At 55.2% G+C, this 22271-nt stretch carries 22 protein-coding genes; 12 read left to right on the top strand and 10 right to left on the bottom strand.

The window, feature by feature from the left end:
- Positions 1–42: 42 nt before the first annotated feature.
- The 3 genes from gpgS to gpgF are packed head-to-tail and all read left to right on the top strand — an operon-like array spanning position 43 to position 2913.
- Positions 43–1158, top strand: coding sequence for an N-acetylglucosaminyl phosphatidylglycerol synthase (gpgS, locus tag IQ22_RS01220; RefSeq protein WP_244308849.1), 1116 nt, complete (start codon positions 43–45; stop codon positions 1156–1158).
- A complete protein-coding gene (gene gpgD / locus IQ22_RS01215; protein WP_145136820.1) occupies positions 1151–1915 on the top strand; it encodes an N-acetylglucosaminyl phosphatidylglycerol deacetylase in 765 nt (254 codons plus the stop codon). The genes gpgS and gpgD overlap by 8 nt, the downstream gene beginning before the upstream one ends.
- Positions 1912–2913 (top strand): glucosaminyl phosphatidylglycerol flippase, encoded by a 1002-nt coding sequence (gpgF, locus tag IQ22_RS01210; RefSeq protein WP_145136817.1) that lies wholly within the window; start codon positions 1912–1914, stop codon positions 2911–2913. Before gpgD ends, gpgF begins: the two co-directional genes overlap by 4 nt.
- Here the strand turns inward: gpgF and IQ22_RS01205 are convergent.
- Both IQ22_RS01205 and purU read right to left on the bottom strand, forming a co-directional pair.
- Complete coding sequence (locus tag IQ22_RS01205) at positions 2876–3055, bottom strand: hypothetical protein (protein ID WP_145136814.1); 180 nt, start codon at positions 3053–3055, stop codon at positions 2876–2878. The two genes, gpgF and IQ22_RS01205, sit on opposite strands and share 38 nt — an antisense overlap.
- A gap of 12 nt (positions 3056–3067) precedes the next feature.
- The gene (gene purU / locus IQ22_RS01200; RefSeq protein ID WP_145136811.1) at positions 3068–3919 is read right to left on the bottom strand and encodes a formyltetrahydrofolate deformylase; all 852 of its coding nucleotides are present in this window, start codon (positions 3917–3919) and stop codon (positions 3068–3070) included.
- 234 nt (positions 3920–4153) lie between these two features.
- Between purU and mvaT the strand changes: the two genes are divergently transcribed.
- Positions 4154–4540 (top strand): histone-like nucleoid-structuring protein MvaT, encoded by a 387-nt coding sequence (gene mvaT, locus IQ22_RS01195; protein ID WP_145136808.1) that lies wholly within the window; start codon positions 4154–4156, stop codon positions 4538–4540.
- Between the two features lie 162 nt (positions 4541–4702).
- On the opposite strand, the gene sbcB is transcribed toward mvaT, so the two are convergent.
- Positions 4703–6133 (bottom strand): exodeoxyribonuclease I, encoded by a 1431-nt coding sequence (gene sbcB / locus IQ22_RS01190; protein WP_145136805.1) that lies wholly within the window; start codon positions 6131–6133, stop codon positions 4703–4705.
- 297 nt (positions 6134–6430) lie between these two features.
- Between sbcB and IQ22_RS01185 the strand changes: the two genes are divergently transcribed.
- The 6 genes from IQ22_RS01185 to IQ22_RS01160 are packed head-to-tail and all read left to right on the top strand — an operon-like array spanning position 6431 to position 13202.
- Positions 6431–7129 (top strand): RDD family protein, encoded by a 699-nt coding sequence (locus IQ22_RS01185; protein ID WP_145136802.1) that lies wholly within the window; start codon positions 6431–6433, stop codon positions 7127–7129.
- Positions 7126–8115 (top strand): stage II sporulation protein M, encoded by a 990-nt coding sequence (locus IQ22_RS01180; protein ID WP_145136799.1) that lies wholly within the window; start codon positions 7126–7128, stop codon positions 8113–8115. Before IQ22_RS01185 ends, IQ22_RS01180 begins: the two co-directional genes overlap by 4 nt.
- Entirely contained in the window at positions 8099–9652 is a 1554-nt protein-coding gene (locus tag IQ22_RS01175; RefSeq protein ID WP_145136795.1) for a DUF4129 domain-containing protein, read from the top strand. The genes IQ22_RS01180 and IQ22_RS01175 overlap by 17 nt, the downstream gene beginning before the upstream one ends.
- Positions 9649–10812, top strand: a complete 1164-nt coding sequence (locus tag IQ22_RS01170; RefSeq protein WP_145136792.1) for a DUF4350 domain-containing protein — start codon at positions 9649–9651, stop codon at positions 10810–10812. Before IQ22_RS01175 ends, IQ22_RS01170 begins: the two co-directional genes overlap by 4 nt.
- Before the next feature lie 43 nt (positions 10813–10855).
- Entirely contained in the window at positions 10856–11860 is a 1005-nt protein-coding gene (locus IQ22_RS01165; RefSeq protein ID WP_145136789.1) for an AAA family ATPase, read from the top strand.
- A 10-nt stretch (positions 11861–11870) separates the two neighbouring features.
- Complete coding sequence (locus IQ22_RS01160) at positions 11871–13202, top strand: DUF58 domain-containing protein (protein ID WP_145136786.1); 1332 nt, start codon at positions 11871–11873, stop codon at positions 13200–13202.
- A gap of 12 nt (positions 13203–13214) precedes the next feature.
- Here IQ22_RS01160 and IQ22_RS01155 read toward each other — a convergent pair whose 3' ends face one another.
- Together IQ22_RS01155 and IQ22_RS01150 are read right to left on the bottom strand one after the other, a co-directional pair.
- Positions 13215–13574 (bottom strand): PilZ domain-containing protein, encoded by a 360-nt coding sequence (locus IQ22_RS01155; protein ID WP_145136783.1) that lies wholly within the window; start codon positions 13572–13574, stop codon positions 13215–13217.
- Positions 13575–13665: 91 nt separating this feature from the next.
- Complete coding sequence (locus IQ22_RS01150) at positions 13666–14055, bottom strand: tetratricopeptide repeat protein (RefSeq protein ID WP_145136780.1); 390 nt, start codon at positions 14053–14055, stop codon at positions 13666–13668.
- 224 nt (positions 14056–14279) lie between these two features.
- Here IQ22_RS01150 and pyk point away from each other — a divergent pair, with 224 nt between their 5' ends.
- Entirely contained in the window at positions 14280–15731 is a 1452-nt protein-coding gene (gene pyk, locus IQ22_RS01145) for a pyruvate kinase (RefSeq protein ID WP_145136776.1), read from the top strand.
- 39 nt (positions 15732–15770) lie between these two features.
- On the opposite strand, the gene IQ22_RS01140 is transcribed toward pyk, so the two are convergent.
- Positions 15771–16718: an iron-sulfur-binding ferredoxin reductase gene (locus IQ22_RS01140; RefSeq protein WP_145136772.1), complete on the bottom strand. Its 948-nt coding sequence runs from the start codon at positions 16716–16718 to the stop codon at positions 15771–15773.
- 1 nt (position 16719) lies between these two features.
- Positions 16720–17826 (bottom strand): GGDEF domain-containing protein, encoded by a 1107-nt coding sequence (locus tag IQ22_RS01135; RefSeq protein WP_158635393.1) that lies wholly within the window; start codon positions 17824–17826, stop codon positions 16720–16722.
- A gap of 275 nt (positions 17827–18101) precedes the next feature.
- Here IQ22_RS01135 and IQ22_RS01130 point away from each other — a divergent pair, with 275 nt between their 5' ends.
- Entirely contained in the window at positions 18102–19625 is a 1524-nt protein-coding gene (locus IQ22_RS01130) for a fumarate hydratase (RefSeq protein ID WP_145136766.1), read from the top strand.
- A 70-nt stretch (positions 19626–19695) separates the two neighbouring features.
- On the opposite strand, the gene IQ22_RS01125 is transcribed toward IQ22_RS01130, so the two are convergent.
- The 3 genes from IQ22_RS01125 to IQ22_RS01115 all read right to left on the bottom strand — a co-directional run bounded on the left by IQ22_RS01125 (position 19696) and on the right by IQ22_RS01115 (position 22243).
- Positions 19696–20118, bottom strand: coding sequence for a hypothetical protein (locus tag IQ22_RS01125; protein ID WP_145136763.1), 423 nt, complete (start codon positions 20116–20118; stop codon positions 19696–19698).
- A 188-nt stretch (positions 20119–20306) separates the two neighbouring features.
- Complete coding sequence (locus IQ22_RS01120; RefSeq protein WP_145136760.1) at positions 20307–20891, bottom strand: DJ-1/PfpI family protein; 585 nt, start codon at positions 20889–20891, stop codon at positions 20307–20309.
- Between the two features lie 80 nt (positions 20892–20971).
- Positions 20972–22243, bottom strand: a complete 1272-nt coding sequence (locus IQ22_RS01115; RefSeq protein WP_145136757.1) for an acyltransferase family protein — start codon at positions 22241–22243, stop codon at positions 20972–20974.
- Positions 22244–22271: the final 28 nt, after the last annotated feature.

The following is a 22271-nucleotide window of genomic DNA, read 5'->3' as shown; positions in this document are numbered from 1 at the left end:
TCGGATGGTTCTTACTAGAAGCCGAACGGAGGAAGCTCCACCGTGCATATCGCAGATATGACCATGTTCTATGCACCCGCCAGTGGTGGCGTGCGTACCTATATCGATGCCAAACACAAACGTCTGCGTCGTTATCCGGGGGTACAGCACAGCGTGCTCATCCCGGGGCACGCCTATCGCCAGAATGGGGGTATTCATGAAATACCCGCTCCGGCACTACCTTTCGGCAAAGGTTACCGGTTTCCGGTCCGCCGTGGGCCCTGGCGCACCGTGCTGCACGAGTTACAGCCTGATTTAATCGAGGTAGGCGACCCTTACATGACAGCTTGGGCTGCGCTGGATGCAGGACGCCGTCTGGATGTCCCTGTGATCGGCTTCTATCATTCAGACCTGCCGCTCCTGGCCAGTAATCGTTTGGGTAACTGGTTCGGCAATAATATGAGCACCTACATCTCGCGCCTGTACCGCAGTTTTGACCGGGTCCTTGCTCCAAGCAAAGTCATGGCTGAAAAACTCGAGCGCATGGGCGTCAGGAATGTTTATGTGCAGCCGCTGGGTGTGGATCTAGAAACATTCACTCCCACGCTACGCGACCCCAATCTCAAACGGGAGCTAGGCCTGGACGAGTCGACACGACTAATGATCTTTGCCGGCCGCGGTTCGCGAGAGAAAAACCTACCTGTTCTGTTGGAAACCGCCCGCCAATTGGGAAAACCCTATCATCTGTTGCTGGTTGGCTCGAACATGCCAAGCCATGTGCCAGATAACGTCTCGATCATCAATGAGTTTCGTCCGGCCCATGAAGTAGCCCGCTTGATCGCTAGCAGTGATGTATTGCTACACGCTGGCCACCAGGAAACCTTTGGTTTGGTAGCACTCGAAGCCATGGCCTGTGGTGTTCCTGTCGTAGCGGTTCGAGCAGGTGCCTTGGCGGAAATCGTTCCGTTCAATACCGGTCGGCTCTGCCAGCCACACAACCCTGCTTCCATGGCTACGACCATATGCGAACTGTTCGAGGATGATGCTCGCTTGGTGGGCCGTCAGGCTCGGCAGCATGTTGAAGCACATCATGCATGGGATACCGTGGTCGCCGGGCTGTTGGCACATTATCATGCCGTCCTCGGCACAGTAGAGATTCCGGTAGCCGCACATGGCTGAACGTAACGTAATGCTGGTACTACATGACGTAGCACCTGAAACCTGGAACGACTATCGCCCCTTCGTGGAAGCGGTAGACGCCTTGGGCAACATTCCAATGACGCTCTTGGTCGTTCCTGATTTTCATCATCGCAATTCCATTGACAAGGATCCGGCGTTCATTCAACTAATGGATCAGCGCCTCACCCGAGGCGATGAACTGGCGTTACATGGTTACTTTCATTGTGACGACGCTTCATCGCCATCTACTCCTCGGGATTGGTTCATGCGCCGGGTTTACACATGGGAAGGTGAGTTCTACACACTGAACCAAGCACAGGCTCGCGAGCGACTGAACCACGGCATGGCGTTGTTTCAACGTTTCGGCTGGCCTCTGCACGGTTTCGTAGCGCCTGCCTGGCTGATGAGCGAAGGTACACGCCGCGCCCTGAGTGAAACACCGCTGCGCTATACCAGCGACCCTCAGCATTTCTATCTACTGCCCGACCATACCCGAATCGACGCACCTGGCCTTGTCTGGAGTGCACGTAGCCCTTGGCGTCGGGGCATGTCGTGGCTCTTTAGTGAGCAAGCGGCGCGCCGCCATCGCAAGGCCCCCCTACTTCGTCTTGGCTTGCACCCTGTAGACATGCGCCACGATTTTTCACGGCGCTACTGGCTTGATCTATTAAAGCGCCTGATGAATGAAGGACGTGTTCCGATTAACAAGATCAACTGGCTCAACCGGCATTATTTACACGAGCGGCAGGCAGCATGACCCGAGGCTTCTGGCTGCTAGTGAGTGCCCTCATCGCAGCCGTATTGATTCCCCTTTTACTGGGCGGAACCGGTCTTCTAGGACGTCTACTCGATTTTCCCTTGGATTTACTGGCGCTGATGCTGGGCATGATTCTGGTGTGCTGGAATATCAATGCCATCCGCTTGCGACTGCTGCTGCGCCGGCTACATCGCACCACACACTTGCGTGCGCTGGGAATCGTTATGGCAAGTGAATTCGCCTTTTGCGCCACCCCCGGCGGTGCAGGCGGTCCGTTGACATTAATGGCGCTCCTGGCACGTCGTGGTGTACGCCCTGCCCAAGCGACTGCTGTGTTCGCAGTGGACCAACTCAGTGACCTACTGTTTTTTGTTTTCGCCCTGATCGGTATTCTGATTTATGCCGTTTTCCATGCACTTAGTCCGCATGTAGGCTGGTTGCTGGGAGGCAGCGCAGCACTGCTGACAGGCGTGATCATTGTAGTCCTAGGCGTGGCGCGTTATCACCGTACGGTTCTACGAACCAACGGGCGGTTGCTTCGACTGCTGGGTATGGAGCCGCTTAAGCGACTGCACTGGGGACGCAAGGTCTTACGCTTCCGCAACGCCCTGCAAGACAGCTTGCGAATGCCCAAGACCGTACTCGTGAGCGTATTCCTCTTGAGTTCGCTACATTGGCTGCTGCGAAATAGCATCCTCTATATGACCCTGATCGGACTGGGCTCCACTATTCCGTGGGCATGGACCTTCCTGGTTCAGATGCTGGCCATGACGGCCGGTCAGGCCAGTCTGCTTCCCGGTGGTGCAGGAAGCGCAGAGCTGGCCTCAGGCGCTTTGCTTACGCCCATGGTCGGTACGGCGACCGCGGGTGCTGCCATTCTAATCTGGCGCTTCGTGACCTATTACTTCTATCTGATCGCAGGCGCCCCGGTATTCATCCACTTAGCCGGACGGCCTCTGCTCAAACGCCTGATTCGCTTTCGTCGGCCACAGCCCTAGTCAGGCTGGCCCATAACTCAGTGGCACCTGGAAAATCGGTGCCGCTGTTTTCTCCAAGAGCGTCGAGATCGAAGCGTTGCGTGCAGCCCTCTCCAATCACCGGCGGCAGAGCAGCAGTGGCTCGCTCGAAAGGATCGGCCATAAAGGCCTCCTGTCAGTCGAATACGACTGTTTTATTGCCATGTACGATTACACGATCCTGCAGGTGATAACGCAAGCCACGCGACAGCACCATCTTTTCTACGTCCTTGCCTAAGCGCACCAGGTCTTCGACATTGTCGCGGTGGCTGATTCTGACTACATCCTGCTCAATGATCGGGCCGGCATCCAGCTCTTCGGTAACATAGTGGCACGTAGCACCGATTAGCTTTACTCCACGCTGGGCTGCCTGATGGTAGGGCTTGGCCCCTACGAAAGAAGGCAGGAAGCTGTGATGGATATTGATCACCTGATGGGCATAGCGCTGGCAAAGATCGGGAGGCAAAATCTGCATATAGCGCGCCAGCACAACGGTATCGGCTTGGTACTCATCGATCAGTTTAGATACTTCGGCGAAAGCCACCGACTTGTCAGCTGGATTTACCGGAACGTGAATATAAGGAATGCCATGCCACTCCACCATGCTGCGTAAGGCATCGTGGTTAGAAATAACGCAGGGAATCTCGCAATCGAGTTCGCCACTGTGCCAGCGGTGCAGCAGATCGGCCAGACAATGGGACTCCCGACTCGCCATTAAAACAACGCGCTTTTTAACATCCGAGTCGGTAATACGCCATTGCATGGAAAACTCGCGAGCAATAGGCGCAAACGCTTGATGAAATCCCTTCAAATCGAAGGGTAATGAGTCGGCTCGTATTTCATGACGCATGAAAAACCAGCCGCTTTCGGTATCGGAATGATGGCTAGCTTCGCTAATCCAGCCATTGTAAGTTGCTAGAAAATTACTAACTTTCGCAACGATACCGACGCCGTCCGGGCAGGCAATCACCAGACGAAAAGTGCGCATAACAAAACCTCGACAAAAGCGGAAGTCGCTATTCTAGCGGTACGCGTGAAAAACTTCAGCCTGTGAATAGTCTTTCCTGCATTTTAACAGAGCCATGGCTTTAACTATTAGTTAAATAGCCAAGCACTATTTCAATTTAAAATTAAATAAAACTTCAAAGGTCGGGTTTACTTGATCTTAACGCCCCACTATCATAACTAAAAATAGCCCAGTCCTTGCATTGCAGGTAATAGCATGTCCCTTATTAATGAATACCGCGCTACAGAAGAAGCTATCAAAGAGTTACAAGAGCGCCTGCACAATCTTTCTCAAGACGAAAAGCTGAAGAAAGAACTCGAATTCGAAGAAAAACTTCGCGCACTGATGGGTGAATATCAAAAGTCTCTGCGCGATATCATCGCTATTCTCGATATCGACGCTAAAAACAGCCGCGCTTCCCGCACTTCAAACAAAGCCAATCAAGGCTCAGCCACCAAGCGTGCGCGTAAAGTTAAGCAGTACAAGAACCCTCACACCGGTGAAGTCATCGAAACTAAAGGTGGCAACCACAAGACATTGAAAGAGTGGAAGGCTAAGTGGGGCGCCAATGATGTAGAAAGCTGGGCCTCGCTGCTGGATTGATTTCAGCAGAAGACCCAAAACGCCAGCCTTGCTGGCGTTTTCTATTTAAGGGGGTAAAACATTTGAGATTTATACCGTCATAAGAGAATGCAAAAGTTAGTTTTGCATCACTAATCCCTGTACAACGGGGCCTATATACCTGCGGCTAAAAAAGTTAACGGCTCAAAGCTGAAAACGCGTTCGCAACGCTTGAGCATGCATACGCCAGGACTCCAGTAATGCCTGCTGAGCTTCGCTGGCCGTCAATGCCAATGTATGCAAGCTTTCTTCAAAGGAGGCTAGTGTGTTTGGCGCTCCCATGGCTGCATCACTTAACCGTTGCCGGCAAAAATGGGTCCATCGTTCCTGTTCATCGGTTTTCAATGTATGGAAAAAGTTACGGGCTCGGTAACGAAAAAATAACTCAGGTAAACGGCTATCGTTAAATACCCAGCTATCGTGTCCCAGTACTGCCTCTTCACACTTAGGAATTCGATCGCACAACTTACGGTCCTGTTCACATATAAAGCCTTCGTACAGTCGCTGTTCAGGATCAAAATGAGCTGCGTCTCTGCTTATTTGATAAAGCTGCGACAATTTGTCCTTCCAAAGTGACTTTCTATCCTGCAGCCAGGCTGCCCGCCGCTTATAAAGTTTCAAGTTAATACTTAACCGCTCTTGGTCAACTTCGCGCAATACACTCAACGGAGCTAAAACCGGGCATCGGTTAATCTGAATAAGTTTGAGGGGTATCGGTAATTCTCCCGCCGCTAGTTCATCGCGCCGGGTATAAAGACGCTGATGTAGCGTAGGCACATCCAGTTCGATCAAAGGAACAGGATCTTCATGCAGATCACAGACGATTAAGGCATTGCGATTACGAGGATGCCAAGCCAACGGAAGTACGAGTGATAGAAAACTACGCTCTGCTGAAAAGCGTCCCGAAACATGTACCAAAGGCTTCATTAAAGTAATGTGCTCCAAGACGGAGCGTTTGTGGCGCAGCTGATAAAGAAAATGATACAGCCGTGGCTGGCGCTCACGAATTAGGCGGGCTAGGGCAATCGTAGCCTGAACATCAGACAAGGCGTCATGTGCTTGGCCATGATCAAGCCCGTTGGCCTCTGTCAGGCGCTCCAGCTTGAGCGTTACTCGTCCGCCCTCCTGAGGCCATTCGATCCCGTCTGGACGCAGAGCATACGCCGCACGCAATACATCGATCAGATCCCACCGCGTGTTCCCGCCTTGCCACTCGCGGGCATAAGGATCGTAAAAGTTACGATACAAGCTGTGTCGGGTTACTTCATCGTCGAAACGTAAGGTGTTGTAGCCCGCAGAGCAGGTACCGGGATGGCTTAAATGGCTATGCAGCCGGGCCATGAAGGCCGCCTCGGATAGCCCTTCACGTAATAATCTCTCTGGCGTGATGCCCGTAATCAGGCATGCTGCTGGATTCGGCAAAATATCGTCAGCCAGCCGGCAATAAAGATTAAGCGGCTCGCCAATGATGTTGAGATCTTCGTCCGTGCGCAGGCCTGCCACTTGAAGAGGTCGATCACACCGGGGGTTGGTGCCCGTGGTTTCGAAGTCATACCAAAAAAGAGTCTGGCTCACGCTAAAGCTCTCCTAGCCAAAAAGCGCGTCGAGTCTACCACTGTCGAATTTGTTGTTGCCTTGTGGGTCATCTGATCGCTAGGCTTTGCCCCCTCAAGCTATACAACCAGCGAAGCGTTTACTGTACCGGCTGGGGAAACGACATCATCAAGGAGTGATTGCATGTCGAAAGGGTCCAACTTTAATTCTTCGCGGAAGAATGCCGTACCGCAGCGGCTAATACTCTGCCGGCAAGGCCTTTGATGCCCTGGCTCCGTTCGCTCTGACTGCGTACCTAGAAAGGATTTTAACGCGTTCATGTCTGCCCCTTTTCCTCTGGATACGCTGTACCGGGTCGAAACCCCAGAATCCATCGACTTGGCATTACGCCCGGCCAGCCTCTTGCCGCGCGCCCTGGCCTATGCCATCGATTTGGCTATTCGAGGCGTCATCTTGGGCGCTGCTTATGGAGTACTAAGCTTTTTCGGTGCACTAGGTGTTGGTCTAATCGCCCTGCTGACTTTTCTGGTCAGCTGGTGGTACATGGTGTTATTCGAAGTGTTAGCGCAAGGACGCTCGCCTGGAAAACGCTACATGAAACTGCGCGTTCTGCATGACGATGGCACACCTGTCGGCTGGTCAGCTTCGTTGCTACGCAATCTGTTGCGTGTAATTGATCTGCTTCCCTTTGGTTATACGCTGGGCATTTTGAGCAGTTTGCTGCATCCGGCTTTCAAAAGGCTGGGCGATTTGGCAGCAGGCACCTTAGTCGTACACGACGAAACGCCTCAGCCGGCAGCGGCACCGCTGGACGTGATTCCGCTGACACCTCCTTTTCTGCTTAATCTTGCGGACCAGCAGGCTATCCTGGCCTTTAGCGAGCGGCGTGAAACCCTTACGTCAGCACGACGCGAAGAGCTGGCTAGTTTATTGACCGAGCCGCTGGGTACCGATTCCCGGGACGCGAGTACTCGCCTAGACCGCATTGCACGCGGCTTGATGGGTTCAACGTCATGAAACAGTCTCCGTTCGAACATCGCTATCAAGCCGAGTGGGTACGCTTCGACGAGCACCTTGGCTTGCTTGAGAAACGTCGTCCGCTGGCATCACCCGAGGACATCAAGCGCTTCGCCGCTAATTACCGACGCCTTTGCCAGCACTTGGCACTTGCTCAGGCACGTGGTTACAGCCCCGGCCTGGTAGATCGGCTTCGCCAATTGACCCTGCGTGGGCATCAGCAGTTGTACCGTCACCGTGGAAACCCCGGCCAGCGCCTCATACGCTTTCTGCTAACGGACTTTCCCCAACTCGTTCGTGAAGAATGGCGCGCCGTCGCTGCCGCCAGCCTGCTTTTTTACGGCAGTCTTCTTGTAATGGGGGTTCTGATTTATTACGTGCCCGACCTTGTCTATAGTCTGCTCGACCCTGCTCAGGTAGCCGACATGGAAAGCATGTATGCACCTGACGCCAAGCGCATCGGCGCCCTGCCGGAACGAGCCAGCAGCCAGGATTGGCAAATGTTCGGCTATTACATCCGCCATAACATCGGCATCGCCTTTCAGACCTTCGCCGGCGGACTGCTTTATGGCCTGGGTAGTCTGTTCTTCCTGTTATTCAACGGCATGACCATTGGCGCGGTAGCAGGTTACTTGACTCAACTAGGCTCTGGCGTGACGTTCTGGCCGTTTGTCATTGGTCACGGCGCGTTTGAGCTCACGGCGATCACGCTGGCCGGCGCGGCAGGGCTCAAGCTGGGGGCTGCCTTGGTCGCTCCTGGCCGTCAACGCCGTAGCGAAGCCTTGCGATTGGCCGCCCGGCGCTGCGTTGGCCTGGTCATTGGCGTAACCATACTGCTGGTACTGGCCGCCTTTACCGAAGCCTACTGGTCTTCCTCGGCCGCTCTTTCAGTCTGGATCAAATACAGTGTAGGCGCCTTGCTCTGGCTGGCCGTCGGTGCCTATTTCATATGCCTGGGAAGAGACTCGCATGCGTCTGACCGATAGCCAGGCAGTGATTCGCCCCCGGAGCCCCTGGGAAGCACTCGATCTTGGCGTGCACCTGGCGCGTACCCATGCGGGTATACTGTTCAAAAGCTGGGCCCTGCTCACTCTCCCGCTTCTTGCCCTGCTAACCCTTTTACTCTGGGACTACCCATCCCTGGTCTTTCTCTTGTTTTGGTGGCTGAAACCGTTGTTCGATCGGCTTCCCCTGCACGTTCTGGCACAGGGCCTTTTTGGCGATACGCCTAGCGTTCGGCAAGCGCTACAGGCCTATCTGCGCCTCGCAAAAGGGCAACTTATCGCTAGCCTTACCTGGCGCCGCTTCAGCCTGCAACGTAGCTTCCTGCTACCGGTCCAACAGTTGGAAGGTCTTTCCGGTACACCTCGATTAACCCGGGTACGCCTGCTAACTCAGCACAGCAGCCGTACGGCCCGTGCACTAACGTTGATTGGTGTTCATATCGAATTAGCGCTGTACCTGGGCGGCCTTGGACTAGTCTATCTTTTTATTCCAGCACAAATGGTCGAACAGCTGGACTGGTTCAAGCTACTCGATGTCGAAGCGCACGGCCTGCTCTGGATAGAACACCTGACAAACCTGATTTATGCCTTGGTTCTGCTGATTTGGGAGCCGGTGTATGTTGCCTGTGGCTTCACCCTTTATCTTAATCGTCGAACAATTCTGGAAGGCTGGGACATCGAACTGGCGTTCCGCCGTTTACGTCAACGCTTGCTGGGTACGGCCTATGCCCTAGTGCTTGCAAGCTGTGCCGGCCTGCTCTCTATTCAACCCGTACCAGCCCTGGCTGACGAAGAAACGGCAGTTTGCCCGTTGCCTCCGTCTGAGAGCAGCGGACCAGATACCCCACGCCTGCTAAACCAGCCATTGACCAGCGAGGCGGCCCGGCAGCAGATCAAGGCCGAACTGGAAAAGCCACCATTTAGAAACGAAGAAAAGCATCTTGAATGGCACTTCGGCCATAATTCATCCCAGACCTCTTCTTCTCAGGATCTCACCCTCCCTGGCGGCTTACTCTGGTTTATCCGCCATACCGCGCAGCTACTTGAAGTCATGCTTTGGACGCTGCTGGGCTTGGGCCTTCTCTGGATTCTGTGGCATTACCGCGCCGGGCTTTCCCACTTCATTCCGCGCACCCGAAAAGCCCGTCCTGTCGTTCATGTCATGCCAGAACACCTGTTTGGCCTTGATGTCACACCGGAGAGTTTACCGGCCGATCTACCCGCCGAGGTGGAGCGACTTTGGCCCACTCATCCTCGTGAGGCGCTGGGCCTGCTTTATCGCGGTCTGCTCAGTCGATTACTACACGATTTCCAACTGCCCCTGAGAGAAGCTCATACCGAAGGGGAAATACTCTCGCTGGGCGAGCAACGCATACCGGCCGAAACCCAACGTTATCTGCATGAGGTTACTCGACACTGGCAGGGCATTGCCTATGGCCATCGTCTTCCGAGCACAGAAGCAATGAAAGCACTCTGCGCCTCTTGGCGAGCATTGTTCGCAACGAAGGCCAGAGCATGACGCGTCGCGCTTATGCCTTGGCCGCGGTTCTTATGCTGGCAACCCTGACAGCGCTAGGTCTGTGGGGCTCACGCGCCATCACAATCGAGGAAACGCTCAAGGACCGTGGTCCTAGTCCAGAAGCCCGGCACAATCCTTATCTTGCTGCCGAGCATTTTTTGCGTCGCCAACATGTCGATGTGCAGCACAGCGATTCTTTCCATATCATCGATACCCTGCCTACAGCAGGACATACCGTACTGATCTTGTCTGATCGGCAACGCATGACACCCTTGCAAAGCCAGCAGGCCTTGGAATGGGCACATCGTGGCGGGCACCTCGTCGTCGTGGCAGACCGGCTCTGGGATGACAATCTTGGCAAGAGCGGCGACCCGATCCTTGACCCGCTGGGTATAGAGCAGCACCTGACCAAAGACCTCGAGCCGCCTGATGAGGCCACCGCGAAGGAGCGTTGGGCACATCTGACCCAGCTGTATTTGGAGAACGAACAAGCACCGGCCTACATCGGTTTTGATGACGACTATCATCTGAACGACTCACAGAACCGGGCGCTGGCTTGGGCCAATAGTGCTGCGGCCACCCATATGGTACAGCTGGCCTGGGGCAATGGTCTCATTACTGTACTCACCGATCCCTGGATCTGGCAGAACACTCAGATCGACCAGTACGACAATGCCTGGCTACTCTGGTACTTGACCCAGGATAGCCATGTCACATTGCTCTATCGAATAGATAACGATAACCTGGCCACGCTACTGGTAACTTATTATCCCGAGGCGCTGGTTGCTCTTGCTCTTCTCCTTGTGTTGGCCTTGTGGCACGTGGCCTTACGCCAGGGCCCTGTCCTTCCTGCCATGCCGCGAGACCGGCGCCAGCTGGCCGAGCACCTGCGCGCCAGCGCCGAATTCATTCGCCGACAGGCCGGCTTCGCACCGCTGATCCATCTGCTGCAACGTGATATCCAGCAACGCGCTCGTCGACGCCATCCTGGCTTCGAGCGACTGGCTGTTGCCGAGCAATGGCAAACCCTGAGTCGCCTGACCCGGCGCGCCCCTCAGGAAATTATTCAGGCAATGCGACCTCTCCCTCCCGGCCGATTAAAAACTGCTGATTTCATCCGGCACGTAGCGCGTCTTCAACAGATAAGAAGAGCCTTATGACCCGCATGATTCTTTTACCGCATCCCCCTGTAAGGACCGTTCAATGACCGACTCCACCTCCCCTGTGTCTACGCCTCCTGATCCAGCGGCGCAACGCCAGCGGGCGAGTCAACTTGCCCAGGCCCTGCGTCAAGCCTTGAGCAAGGCGCTTATTGGCCAGAGCTCAATCATTGACGACGTGCTCACCGCCCTGATTGCTGGCGGTCACGTGCTTATCGAGGGCGCTCCCGGCCTGGGTAAAACGCTCCTGGTCCGTGCCTTGGCTCGCTGCTTTGACGGTAGCTTCGCTCGGATCCAATTCACTCCTGATCTGATGCCCAGCGACATCACTGGACATGCGGTGTACGACCTGACCACCGAGCAGTTCAAACTGCGCAAGGGACCTGCGTTCACCCATCTACTTCTGGCCGATGAAATCAACCGTGCGCCTGCCAAGACCCAGGCCGCGCTGTTGGAGGTGATGCAAGAGCGTCAGATCACCCTTGAAGGCCGGGCCCTTCCCGTTCCGCAGCCGTTCATGGTTCTGGCTACTCAAAACCCGATTGAGCAGGAAGGCACCTATCCGCTGCCTGAAGCCGAACTGGATCGGTTCATGTTCAAGCTGTACATCGACTACCCCAGCGAAGAGGACGAGCGCCTGCTGGTCCGCCAGGTAACACGTTCTACCCGCAGCGACATGCTCGATATCATTCCGCTGCGCCCATTACTGCAAGCCAAGGACATTCTGGCCATGCAGAAGATCGCAGCCGAGCTGACCGTTGACGAGCAGGTACTGGATTATGCCGTCCGCCTGACACGGGCAACACGGCAGGGTGCGGGCCTCGCTCTGGGGGCCGGCCCCCGCGCCTCTATTGCCCTGATTCGAGGGGCGCGTGCCCGTGCCCTGCTGCGCGGTGGTGACTTTGTGTTGCCGGATGACATCAAGCAGTGCGCGCTACCCGTTCTGCGGCACCGTGTTCGCTTATCGCCTGAGCTGGAAATCGACGGCCTTTCGGTCGACCGTTTGCTTCGCCAGCTCCTGGACCAGGTACCGGCCCCGCGCCTGTAGAGCAATCGCCATGAAACCCTCTCGCCGCTTCCTAATCATGCTTGTGGTACTGCTGGCCTGTGCGATGCTCCTGGGCACTCTAAAGGCACTGGCCGTCGCTCTGCCGGAGCACCTACATACCGCCTGGTGGGGATTGGGGCTGGCTCTGCTTGTCGCAGCGGCCATCGATGCACTGCTGGCCTATCGGCAGAAACCGCTCCGTATCGAGCGCTACCTGCCAGGCCAGTTACCGCTCGGGCGCTGGAGCGATATTGAGTTAAAGGTACACCATGCCTTCCCGCATGAAGTGCTCATCGAACTTTACGACCATGTACCTTGCGGTATGGAACAGGATGCACTTCCGCTCAAGGTACTGCTCAAGCCAGGCTTGACTACCCAGACCCACTACCGAATACGTCCGTTGCAGCGCGGCGCGTTTATCTATCCTCATTGTGAAGTATTGACTCCCAGTCCATTTACTCTGTGGCAGCGACGCCAGCGCCTTGAGCTGCATAGTGAGACCCGTGTTTATCCCGACTTTGCCCGCCTCTATGACAGCACCCCGCTGGCTGCCGAGCAATGGCTCGGCCAGTTGGGTGTCCGCCAGAAGCCACGACGCGGGCTGGGACAGGATTTCCATCAACTTCGTGAGTTTCGCGAAGGCGACACACTGCGGCAGATAGATTGGAAAGCGACGGCACGTAAAGGCGTGCCCATTGCCCGGGAGTACCAAGAGGAGCGCGATCAGCAAATCCTGTTTTTACTAGACTGCAGCCGGCACATGCGTAGCCAGGACGGAGAACTGACCCATTTCGATCAGGCTCTGGATGCCTGTCTGCTCCTCGCCCATGTGGCCTTGCGTCAGGGCGACGCCGTAGGTTTGAGTACATTCGCAGAGGAGTCGCCTCGCCATGTTGCGCCGGGCAAGGGTAATCGACAGCTCGGCGTTTTGCTCAATACCGTTTATGACCTCCAACCCACCTTGGCACCACCCGACTACAGTAGTGCCGTTCGGCTGCTACTGACCCGCCAGCGCCGTAGAGCCCTGATCGTACTAGTGACCAACCTGAAGGACGAAAACGACGAAACACTGCGCCTGGCCCTCGACCGGCTCGGCACCCACCATCGTGTTCTGATAGCCAGTTTGCGCGAGGAGATTCTGGATACGCTGGTCGAGCGTGACGTGCATACGTATGAAGAAGCTCTGGCGTATTGCGGCGCGGTGGACTACCGCAACGACCGGCAGACCCTGCATGAGCGACTCGGTCATACAGGGCTTACACTGATTGATGCACTCCCTGGCGAACTCGGGCCTGCTCTCGTGACACGTTATCTGGGCTGGAAGAAGGCAGGCGTTCTGTAACGTCCGCCTGATCTATACAGACTGATGGGCCGAATTGAAGCTGAAGTAGTGGCGCAATGATTCGACCAGGTCGATATAGTCTGCCGGCGGTGCCGCCAGAGAAAAGCCCGAGTCGTAATAGCCGGGCGTAACGTCTTCCCGGCTCCACTGGCAAGTAGCATCAAAATCAATGAAATGGAGCTGTCCGTCTCGCCCAGGCACTTTTAGGCGCAGCTCGAAGGTGCCACTGACCAACAAAGGCAGCTCACTGATCAGCAACATACCGTCCAGAGAGATGTTACCCAGATACCCCATGGGTTTGTCCGTGAAACGGTTGAACACCTTCAGGAAGTAAGGCAACTGATGGCGTTCGATGTGGCGATTTTGTTTCATTGGACCCTATCCCTGAATTAACAGCCAAGGCGTCTGGCACAAGACGCCTGTCGGTGGACAAGCATAGCGAGATACAACCGAGACAGCATCATTACCGAGCAGGCAACGGTTTCAGCGGCTGTGCCTGGATGACTACCGGTCGAGTACCGTCCAATCCCAGCTGGCTAAGCGTGTCCAGACGCGCCCGCGCCCGGTAGGCATACTCACTGGATGGATAACGTGCTTCGATGAAACGATAGGTTTCTGCAGCATCTACGTACAGCTTCTGCCGCTCCAGGCACTGCCCACGCAGCATCGAGATTTCCGGCTGCAGCCAGGGTCGTGCGCGACTCTTGCGCTCGGTCTGGGACAACTCGAGCATGACACGCTCGCAATCACCCTTAGCATAAGCCGTATAGGCCTTGTTGAGATGACGATTCATTGAAGCACTAGTGCAACCGGCCAGGAAAGCCGCTAACAGCGCAAATACTATATAACGCATGATTGATCCTCCGTGCCCGGGTTATCGGCCGCGCCGTCATTCCCTGAAGCGCGCCTGTCTACCATGAATTCAAGCACTACTTTTATGAATTGACGTGCTGAAACAAAACCTTTCATGTGCCTGCAGCCTCAGCAAGGCTACAATGCTCCTGTCTTGAAGCTAAACGTCAGAGTCGGCTGCTGTACTGCCGCCTCACGGTTGAACCCTCTGAAAGGAAGACCTGAATGATTTATCGCCGTACCAAGATTGTCGCTACCCTCGGCCCCTCCAGCAATTCGCCCGAAGTTCTCGAGCAGCTGATTATCGCTGGCATTGACGTAGCTCGCCTAAACTTCTCCCATGGGACTCCCGATGAACACCGGGCCCGCGGTCAACTGGTACGCGAACTAGCTGCCAAGCATGGTCGCCATGTCGCTCTGCTGGGCGACCTTCAGGGCCCCAAGATCCGGATTGCTAAATTCATCGACAAACGCATCCAGCTCAAGGAAGGCGAAACCTTCCGCTTGTCCACGGTACATCCGCGGGATGCGGGAACCCAAGAAGTTGTAGGTATTGACTATCCTGGCCTGGTTACCGACTGCCATGTAGGCGATGAATTGTTGCTTGACGATGGCCGCGTGGTGCTACGCGTCGAGGGCGTTACCGCCAACGAATTGCATACTGTTGTACTGATTGGCGGCCCGCTGTCCGACCACAAGGGCATCAACCGCCGTGGTGGTGGTCTTACCGCACCGGCGTTGACCGACAAGGATCGCCAGGACATCAAACTGGCCAGCGAGATGGAAGTGGACTACTTAGCTGTATCCTTCCCGCGTGATGCGGCCGACATGCAGGAGGCTCGTCGCCTGCTGGAAGAGGCCGGTGGCAAGGCTTGGCTAGTTGCCAAGATCGAGCGCGCCGAAGCGGTAGCCAATGACGAAGCTCTGGATGGCCTGATTCAGGCAAGTGATGCCGTGATGGTGGCTCGAGGTGACCTGGGCGTAGAAATCGGCGACGCCGAGCTGGTTGGTATCCAGAAGCGCATCATTTCCCATGCACGCCGTTTCAACAAGGCCGTGATCACGGCGACTCAAATGATGGAGTCGATGATTAGCAACCCGATGCCGACCCGTGCTGAGGTGTCTGACGTGGCCAACGCCGTGCTCGACAATACCGACGCCGTCATGCTGTCGGCCGAAACCGCTGCTGGCCAGTATCCGGTCGAAGCCGTCAAGGCCATGGCCCGCATTTGTATCGGGGCGGAAAAGCAGCCGACCAGCAAACTGTCCAGTCACCGTCTGGGCCAAACGTTTACCCGCTGGGACGAAAGTATTGCGTTGGCGTCCATTTACGTAGCCAACCACTTCCCAGGCGTAAAGGCTATCATCAGCCTGACCGATAGCGGCTATACCCCGCTGATTATGTCGCGTCTACGTTCCTCGGTACCGATCTTCTCGTTTGCGTCCTCCCGAATCACCCAGGCCCGTACCGTTCTGTTCCGGAACGTATACACCATTCCCTTCGATCCTAAGTCCATGCCGTCCGACAAAGTCAGCCAGGCGGCTGTAGATGAATTACTCAAGCGCGGCATTGTTGAGCGTGGCGACTGGGTCATTCTGACCAAGGGCGACAGCTATACCAAACGAGACGGCACCAATACCATGAAGATGTACCGTGTTGGTGATCTGCTGGTATAACCTGCAGATGCACGAAAAAGCCGCCCTAGGGCGGCTTTTTCATTTCTGTCCCAAGGCTTTGGAGAGGTAAGTGTCCGTTAGCAGCCGCCCCTTCGGCAAACCTGCCATGAACAGGCGGCGCGATACCGCCTCGATGAAGCTTGGGCCGCCACAAGCCAGCGCCAGCGTTTGTCGGGAACTCAGGCGCAGCCCCTTCAACCAGTCAGGCCATTGCTCAGCCGTCAGGTACTCTACTGTTAGGTGATCATAGCGCTCTGCCAGATCATCAAACGGTTCACGCAAATAGTGACCAGTACGCTCGGTGGCGCGGTGCACCAACCTTATCGGTCCTAGATGCTCCTGCCTTAGAGCTTCTCGTACGATACTCCACAACGGCGCCATTCCTGTTCCAGACCCTATCAACAGCAACGGGACCTCCTGAGCATCGACGGGATAATGAAGTGCGCCATCGCTCAGGTTACCTAATCGAATCGGGTCGCCAGGACGCAACCGCCGTGCGGCATCGCAAAAAGTACCAGGCCGACTGCAATCCAGATGAAAGGAGAGCCCGACATCTTCATTCGGCACACTGGCAAAAGAATAAGGTCTCGCAATATCTCCATTCCAGAGCAAGACATGCTGCCCTGCTCGGTAGCGCAGCGGTTGAGACGACTCGAGACAAATTTCGAGTACGTTTTCTGCCAGCCATTGGGTGTATGTGACCTGCGCTAGAAGCGCATCGCGTGCTGGGTCGAACAGGGCAATCTCGACCGGAGCATGTACCTGACATTGACAAGCAAGCCGCCACCCTTCAGCTCTTGCACTTGCCGTCAACGCTTCGGGCTGAAGATCGGTCAAATCGCCTTGGATCAGGCGGATCTTACAGGCCTGACAGCTGCCAGCCCTGCAGCTGTAAGCAACCGGTAGCCCTGCATCAAGAAGACTGTCGAGTAACGTGGATCCTGCATCCGCGGACCACTCTTTTCCCCCGACCCGAACTTCTGGCATGTCACGACTCCCATGCCGCCTCGCACCGGTTGCGGCCATTACGTTTGGCGCGATACAGCGCCTGATCGGCCAATTGCAAGGCCTCGTCCAGCGTGTGCTCGTTCACGAGGAGACTTATGCCGATAGAAACGCTCAAGGAACCGCCTTGTACAGCATCGAGAGTCACCTGTGAAAAGGCTTGTCGTAAACGTTCACAACAGGCATGAACCTGCTGCGGATCGCTGAAGGGTAACAGCAGTACGAACTCCTCACCACCGTAGCGGGCCAGGACATCCTGCTCACGCAACCCGCGTGTCGCTATGGATGCAAAAGCCTTCAGTACCTCATCGCCTGCTGCATGACCGAACTGATCATTTATCTGCTTGAAGTAGTCCAGATCAATCAAAGCCAATCCATGCATGCGACCATGGCTCAGTCGATGTAGTGCTTCATTGGCCACTTGTAAGAAGTATCGCCGATTACGCAGCCCTGTAAGTTCATCCGTAATGGCCTGCGTCTCCAGTTGATGCATGAGATGCCGTAGGTTGTTCTGGTTTACCTCAAGGGCATAACGACGCTCGCTCAGTTGCTGGCGAACGCGCTGGTGATGACGTGCAAAGGCAATCAGGCAGATCAGTGTAACGATCAGAGCCGCCCCCTGAACCTTCATCATGTTTTCTGCCTGGGGCAACAAGGGCTGGCGCATAAGCCACAAGCACAATCCAGTATAAGAAAAATAGGCAATACTCGCGCAACGGATAAAAGCGCCGAGCTGCATCCGGAAGATACCCAGCATTAACAAAAGGGCATAGAACACCAGAAAGGTGCCACGCAAATGTTGGATATGCGTTAGAGAGTAGGTTAAAAACAGGAGCGAACCTATGACATAAGGCTCTAATGGCCAGGCTTCAGCCCGCTGACGAAACACAACTATTACGAACGTGATGAGCAGGAATACGGTGACCAGGATCAGGCAATCCTGAAGCAAGCTACCAAATGATAATGTGTAAAGCCCGACCCCTGCGGAAAAAATGGCCGGCATCAAGCCCAACAGCATAGTGAGGGCTGGCAGACCCAACGGGGTCACTACATAGCGATAGAGGTCAAACGCAGCAATCCGGTCTCGCATGACGACCATCCATGGCATAGCAATAGGCTATTATTTTACCGACTTATATCAGTCCTGTCATAACAGCCAGTCGATTTCTCAGGCGAGCTGCATAGCGCTATACTGCCCCGCCTTTGTCGTGTCGGCTACACCGTAGACGCTGTGCACTGCTCCTTTTTCTCAGTGTAGGAGCCGCACCGTGTGCCCGGACGCCGCTTCCCGTCCCTGATGGGAAACGACGCACGGACCAGGCACGAGAACCGCGCAGTACTGATAGCCTTATAAGGAGCGCGTACATGACCGTGATCAAGCAGGATGACCTGATCCAAAGCGTCGCCGACGCCTTGCAGTTCATTTCCTATTACCACCCCGTCGATTTCATTCAGGCCATGCATGAGGCCTATTTGCGCGAGAAGTCGGCTGCCGCACGTGATTCGATTGCTCAGATTCTGATCAATTCGCGCATGTGTGCTACCGGCCATCGTCCGATCTGTCAGGACACCGGCATCGTGACCGTATTCGTCAAGGTTGGTATGGACGTTCGCTGGGATGGCGCCACCATGAGCCTGGACGATATGATCAATGAAGGCGTGCGCCGCGCCTATAACCTGCCGGAAAATGTCCTGCGTGCCTCTATCCTGGCCGACCCGGCCGGTGCGCGAAAGAACACCAAAGACAACACTCCAGCTGTTATTCATTACAGCATCGTTCCCGGCGGCAAGGTCGAAGTAGACGTTGCAGCCAAGGGCGGCGGTTCCGAAAACAAATCGAAGATGGCCATGCTCAACCCATCTGACTCGATTGTAGACTGGGTTCTGAAAACCGTTCCGACCATGGGCGCTGGCTGGTGCCCGCCAGGCATGCTCGGTATTGGCATTGGCGGTACCGCGGAAAAAGCAGCTGTACTGGCCAAAGAATCCCTCATGGAAGAAATCGATATCCATGAGCTGAAAGCCCGCGGCCCGCAAAGCCGTATCGAGGAGCTGCGTCTGGAGCTGTTCGAGAAAGTTAACCAGCTGGGTATTGGCGCTCAGGGGCTGGGCGGCCTGACTACGGTCCTGGACGTCAAGATCAAGGATTATCCGACCCATGCCGCGTCCTTGCCGGTGTGCATGATCCCCAACTGCGCCGCTACCCGCCACGCCCATTTCATTCTGGATGGCTCCGGCCCTGCTGCCCTGGAAGCACCGCCACTGGACGCTTATCCAGAAATCGTCTGGGAGGCCGGTCCGTCTGCACGCCGCGTGAACCTGGACACCGTGACGCCGGAAGAAGTGTTGAGCTGGAAGCCGGGCGAGACCCTGCTGCTCAACGGCAAAATGCTGACTGGTCGTGACGCCGCGCACAAGCGTATGGTGGATATGCTAAACAAGGGCGAGACCTTGCCGGTAGATCTTAAAGGCCGCTTCATTTACTACGTTGGCCCGGTCGATCCAGTCGGTGATGAAGTTGTAGGCCCAGCCGGCCCTACTACAGCGACCCGCATGGACAAGTTTACCCGTCAGATCCTTGAGCAGACCGGCCTCTTGGGCATGATCGGCAAGTCCGAACGCGGCCCAATCGCCATCGAAGCGATCAAGGATAACAAGGCTGTTTATCTGATGGCTGTAGGTGGCGCCGCCTACCTGGTGGCTCAGGCGATCAAGGGCTCAAAAACGCTGGCCTTCCCCGAACTGGGCATGGAAGCGATTTATGAGTTCGAGGTCAAAGACATGCCCGTGACCGTCGCAGTCGATACCAATGGCGAGTCAGTCCACCAGACTGGCCCGGCGATCTGGCAAAAGAAAATCGCCGAGAGTCTGGCGGTTGAAGTGCAGTAATCCGCTTTACTGCCTGAAGGCCTGGCCATACGCCAGGCCTTTTTGTTTCGGCTTTTATTTCTCTTTACGGTTACAGCAAATACTGATTGCTTCGCGCACAGCGATAACCCGCCTGTTGCGGTTCCGGTAACTGTCTCAACGCATACTGGCAGGCTGCCTGATTTTCGAAAGGACGCAAGGTAAGCCGAGCATTGGCATCCACCCGGATCAGATAAACAAGATCATAGAAGTCTTTTTCGTACCAAGGTTCTAGCACTTGGCTGCTCCTGGCGCACTGGTAGTTCAGCTGAACCGTAAACCCCTTGATACGTTCACGTGCCAGTCGATGCGTGTAATGCATCCAGATACGATCCCGCAGCCCTTGCACACGAGCCGCTTGACAGGCTTCCAGCGTAGTAATGGAAGGCTCGTATAAAAACAGGACGAGTCCTAGATTCGAATCGCCGTATTGTCCATTTACCACGAGATAAACGCGCTCCTCGGAAGACGCCATGCTCACTAGCGTCCACAGGCTCAGCCATAAGAATAAAACCGACTTCACAGACACCTCAAAAAAAAGCGGAGCGTACGATAAACGCTCCGCTTGAGCACGACATCTTCGTCGGCGACGAACGGGAACTCTGGTATCTAACCTTAAATTGATCCAGGAATTGGGCTCTCTATGAAATGAGGGACTTGCCGTTATAGTTCGATTCGCGTGTCTAACACATCGAGAAACTTACGCAGCCACTCTACATGTGCCGTCCAGACCGGCCCGGTTACTAAACGACCACTGACATGAGCGCCATCCAAGGGCAGCTCGATGTATTGACCGCCCCCGCCTCGTACGTCTGGCGCACAGGCTGGATAAGCGTTGCACTCGACACCTCCCTCCAACACACCGGCAGCTGCCAGGATCAACGGACCATGACACAGCGCCGCCACGGGCTTGTTAGCCCGAAAGAAACCACGCACCAGCTCCAGCACCTGATCATTCAAACGTAGGTATTCAGGTGCCCGGCCACCCGGAATCAGCAGGGCGTCGTAATCTTCGACTTGAGCCTGAGCGAAGTCGGCATTCAGGGTAAAGCGATGACCCAGCTTTTCGCTGTAGGTCTGTTCTCCCGTAAAGTCATGGATAGCCGTCTGGACCGTATCACCTGCACGCTTGTCCGGGCACACCGCATCAACTTGATGCCCAACCATTTGCAACGCTTGAAACGGAACCATGACTTCATAATCTTCAACGAAGTCGCCTACCAGCATAAGTATCTTTTTCGCCGCCATGACTGCCTCCTTCCGGGTTGAGTAAGCCTGACGTTCGAGCAGCTAGCCTGTTCGCAGTTCCCTCGTGTAAGAACGACGCGTTACGCCTTTGATTGATAGCGCTCTACCCAGGGCAAGAAGCGAGCAATCAACCATTTGCGCGTCGGAGCTACGGCCCGTTCCTGAAAAAGCAGGCACACGCCAATCACGAATAGCAGGAACACGCCATACCAGGCGATAGAATTCTGATAACGCCCTGCCGCGTCGATGCAACCCGCCCAATCCTCAAAACACAACAGTACGTCGCCACCCAGCCATTTCTCCATTGTCATGAACAGCCCGGACAACGGTACATGCAGGGCAAACATGGACAGCGAGGCAGCACCCAGCCGAGGAGACCAGTGCTGTAACCAGGTACTGCGCGGGTCGCTTGCCAGGGCGCTGAGGTAAACCAGGATAAGCTGCGAAGGCAGCAATAGGCCGTTATGCAACAGGAAGTACCAGAACTTCGGCCCATGAGTGAACAAGGCCGTAGCAACACCAAAGCTAACAATCAGATAGGCGATCAGCCCCACACGAATTACAGAGCCTGGTAGCCGCCCAGCATTCTGCTGCTGACGAAACAGACCATAGAGAATGATGCCGGCCAGAAACTCGGGCAATCTCAATAAGGGGACACGCTGCAGGAGCCCCGTATAAGGCATGCCGTAATCCTGATTCCAGATCACCAGAACCGGCGGAACAAGATAGAGCACCCAGACCAGGAGCAGCAGACGCCATGGCTTACCTGCCATCAGGCGCGGCGCCAGGAAGGGAAACGTCAGATAAAAGAAAAACAGTGCCGAGATGGACCAGAGCGGTGCATTGAATGTCAGATAATACGGATTCCAGGCCTGTAGCATGCTGGCTTGGAGCAAACCATTGAACGCCAGCTCCAGATTGGACATGTAGTGATGAAACAGCTCTGGATGGGTCCGTGCCAGGACTTCATTGGTGTCATAGATTACAAAGCGGACACTGGCCTTCGCCCCGTCTGGAGGAATAGCCATGTAGTGGATCCAGGTCACAATGATGATCGAAAACAATAGTGCAAAGATATGGATCGGATACAGATTGGAAAAACGTTTTACCCAAAAGCTTGTAGCCGGCTCGCGCATTTTGTTGTCAGTGAGATAGACATGGGCCAACAGAAAGCCTGACAGCACAAAGAAAGTACTGGTGGCGAAAAAGCCCATGCTGGTCAGCTCATCGAGCAAAGGTATGGTTTGCCGCTGGGGATAAAAATGAATGGTGTGGTAAATAACCACGTACAGGCCCATAAGAAAACGCAACCACTCAAGCCCGATAAACCGTTGTTTTTGTACTGTATGCATGAAACGTCCTAGTCTAGAAGCCGTAGTT

Origin of the sequence: Pseudomonas duriflava (genome assembly GCF_007830155.1) — a bacterium.
GTDB lineage: Bacteria > Pseudomonadota > Gammaproteobacteria > Pseudomonadales > Pseudomonadaceae > Chryseomonas > Chryseomonas duriflava.
Note: the sequence above shows the minus strand (reverse complement) of the source record. Positions and strands in the feature narration are given on the sequence as shown.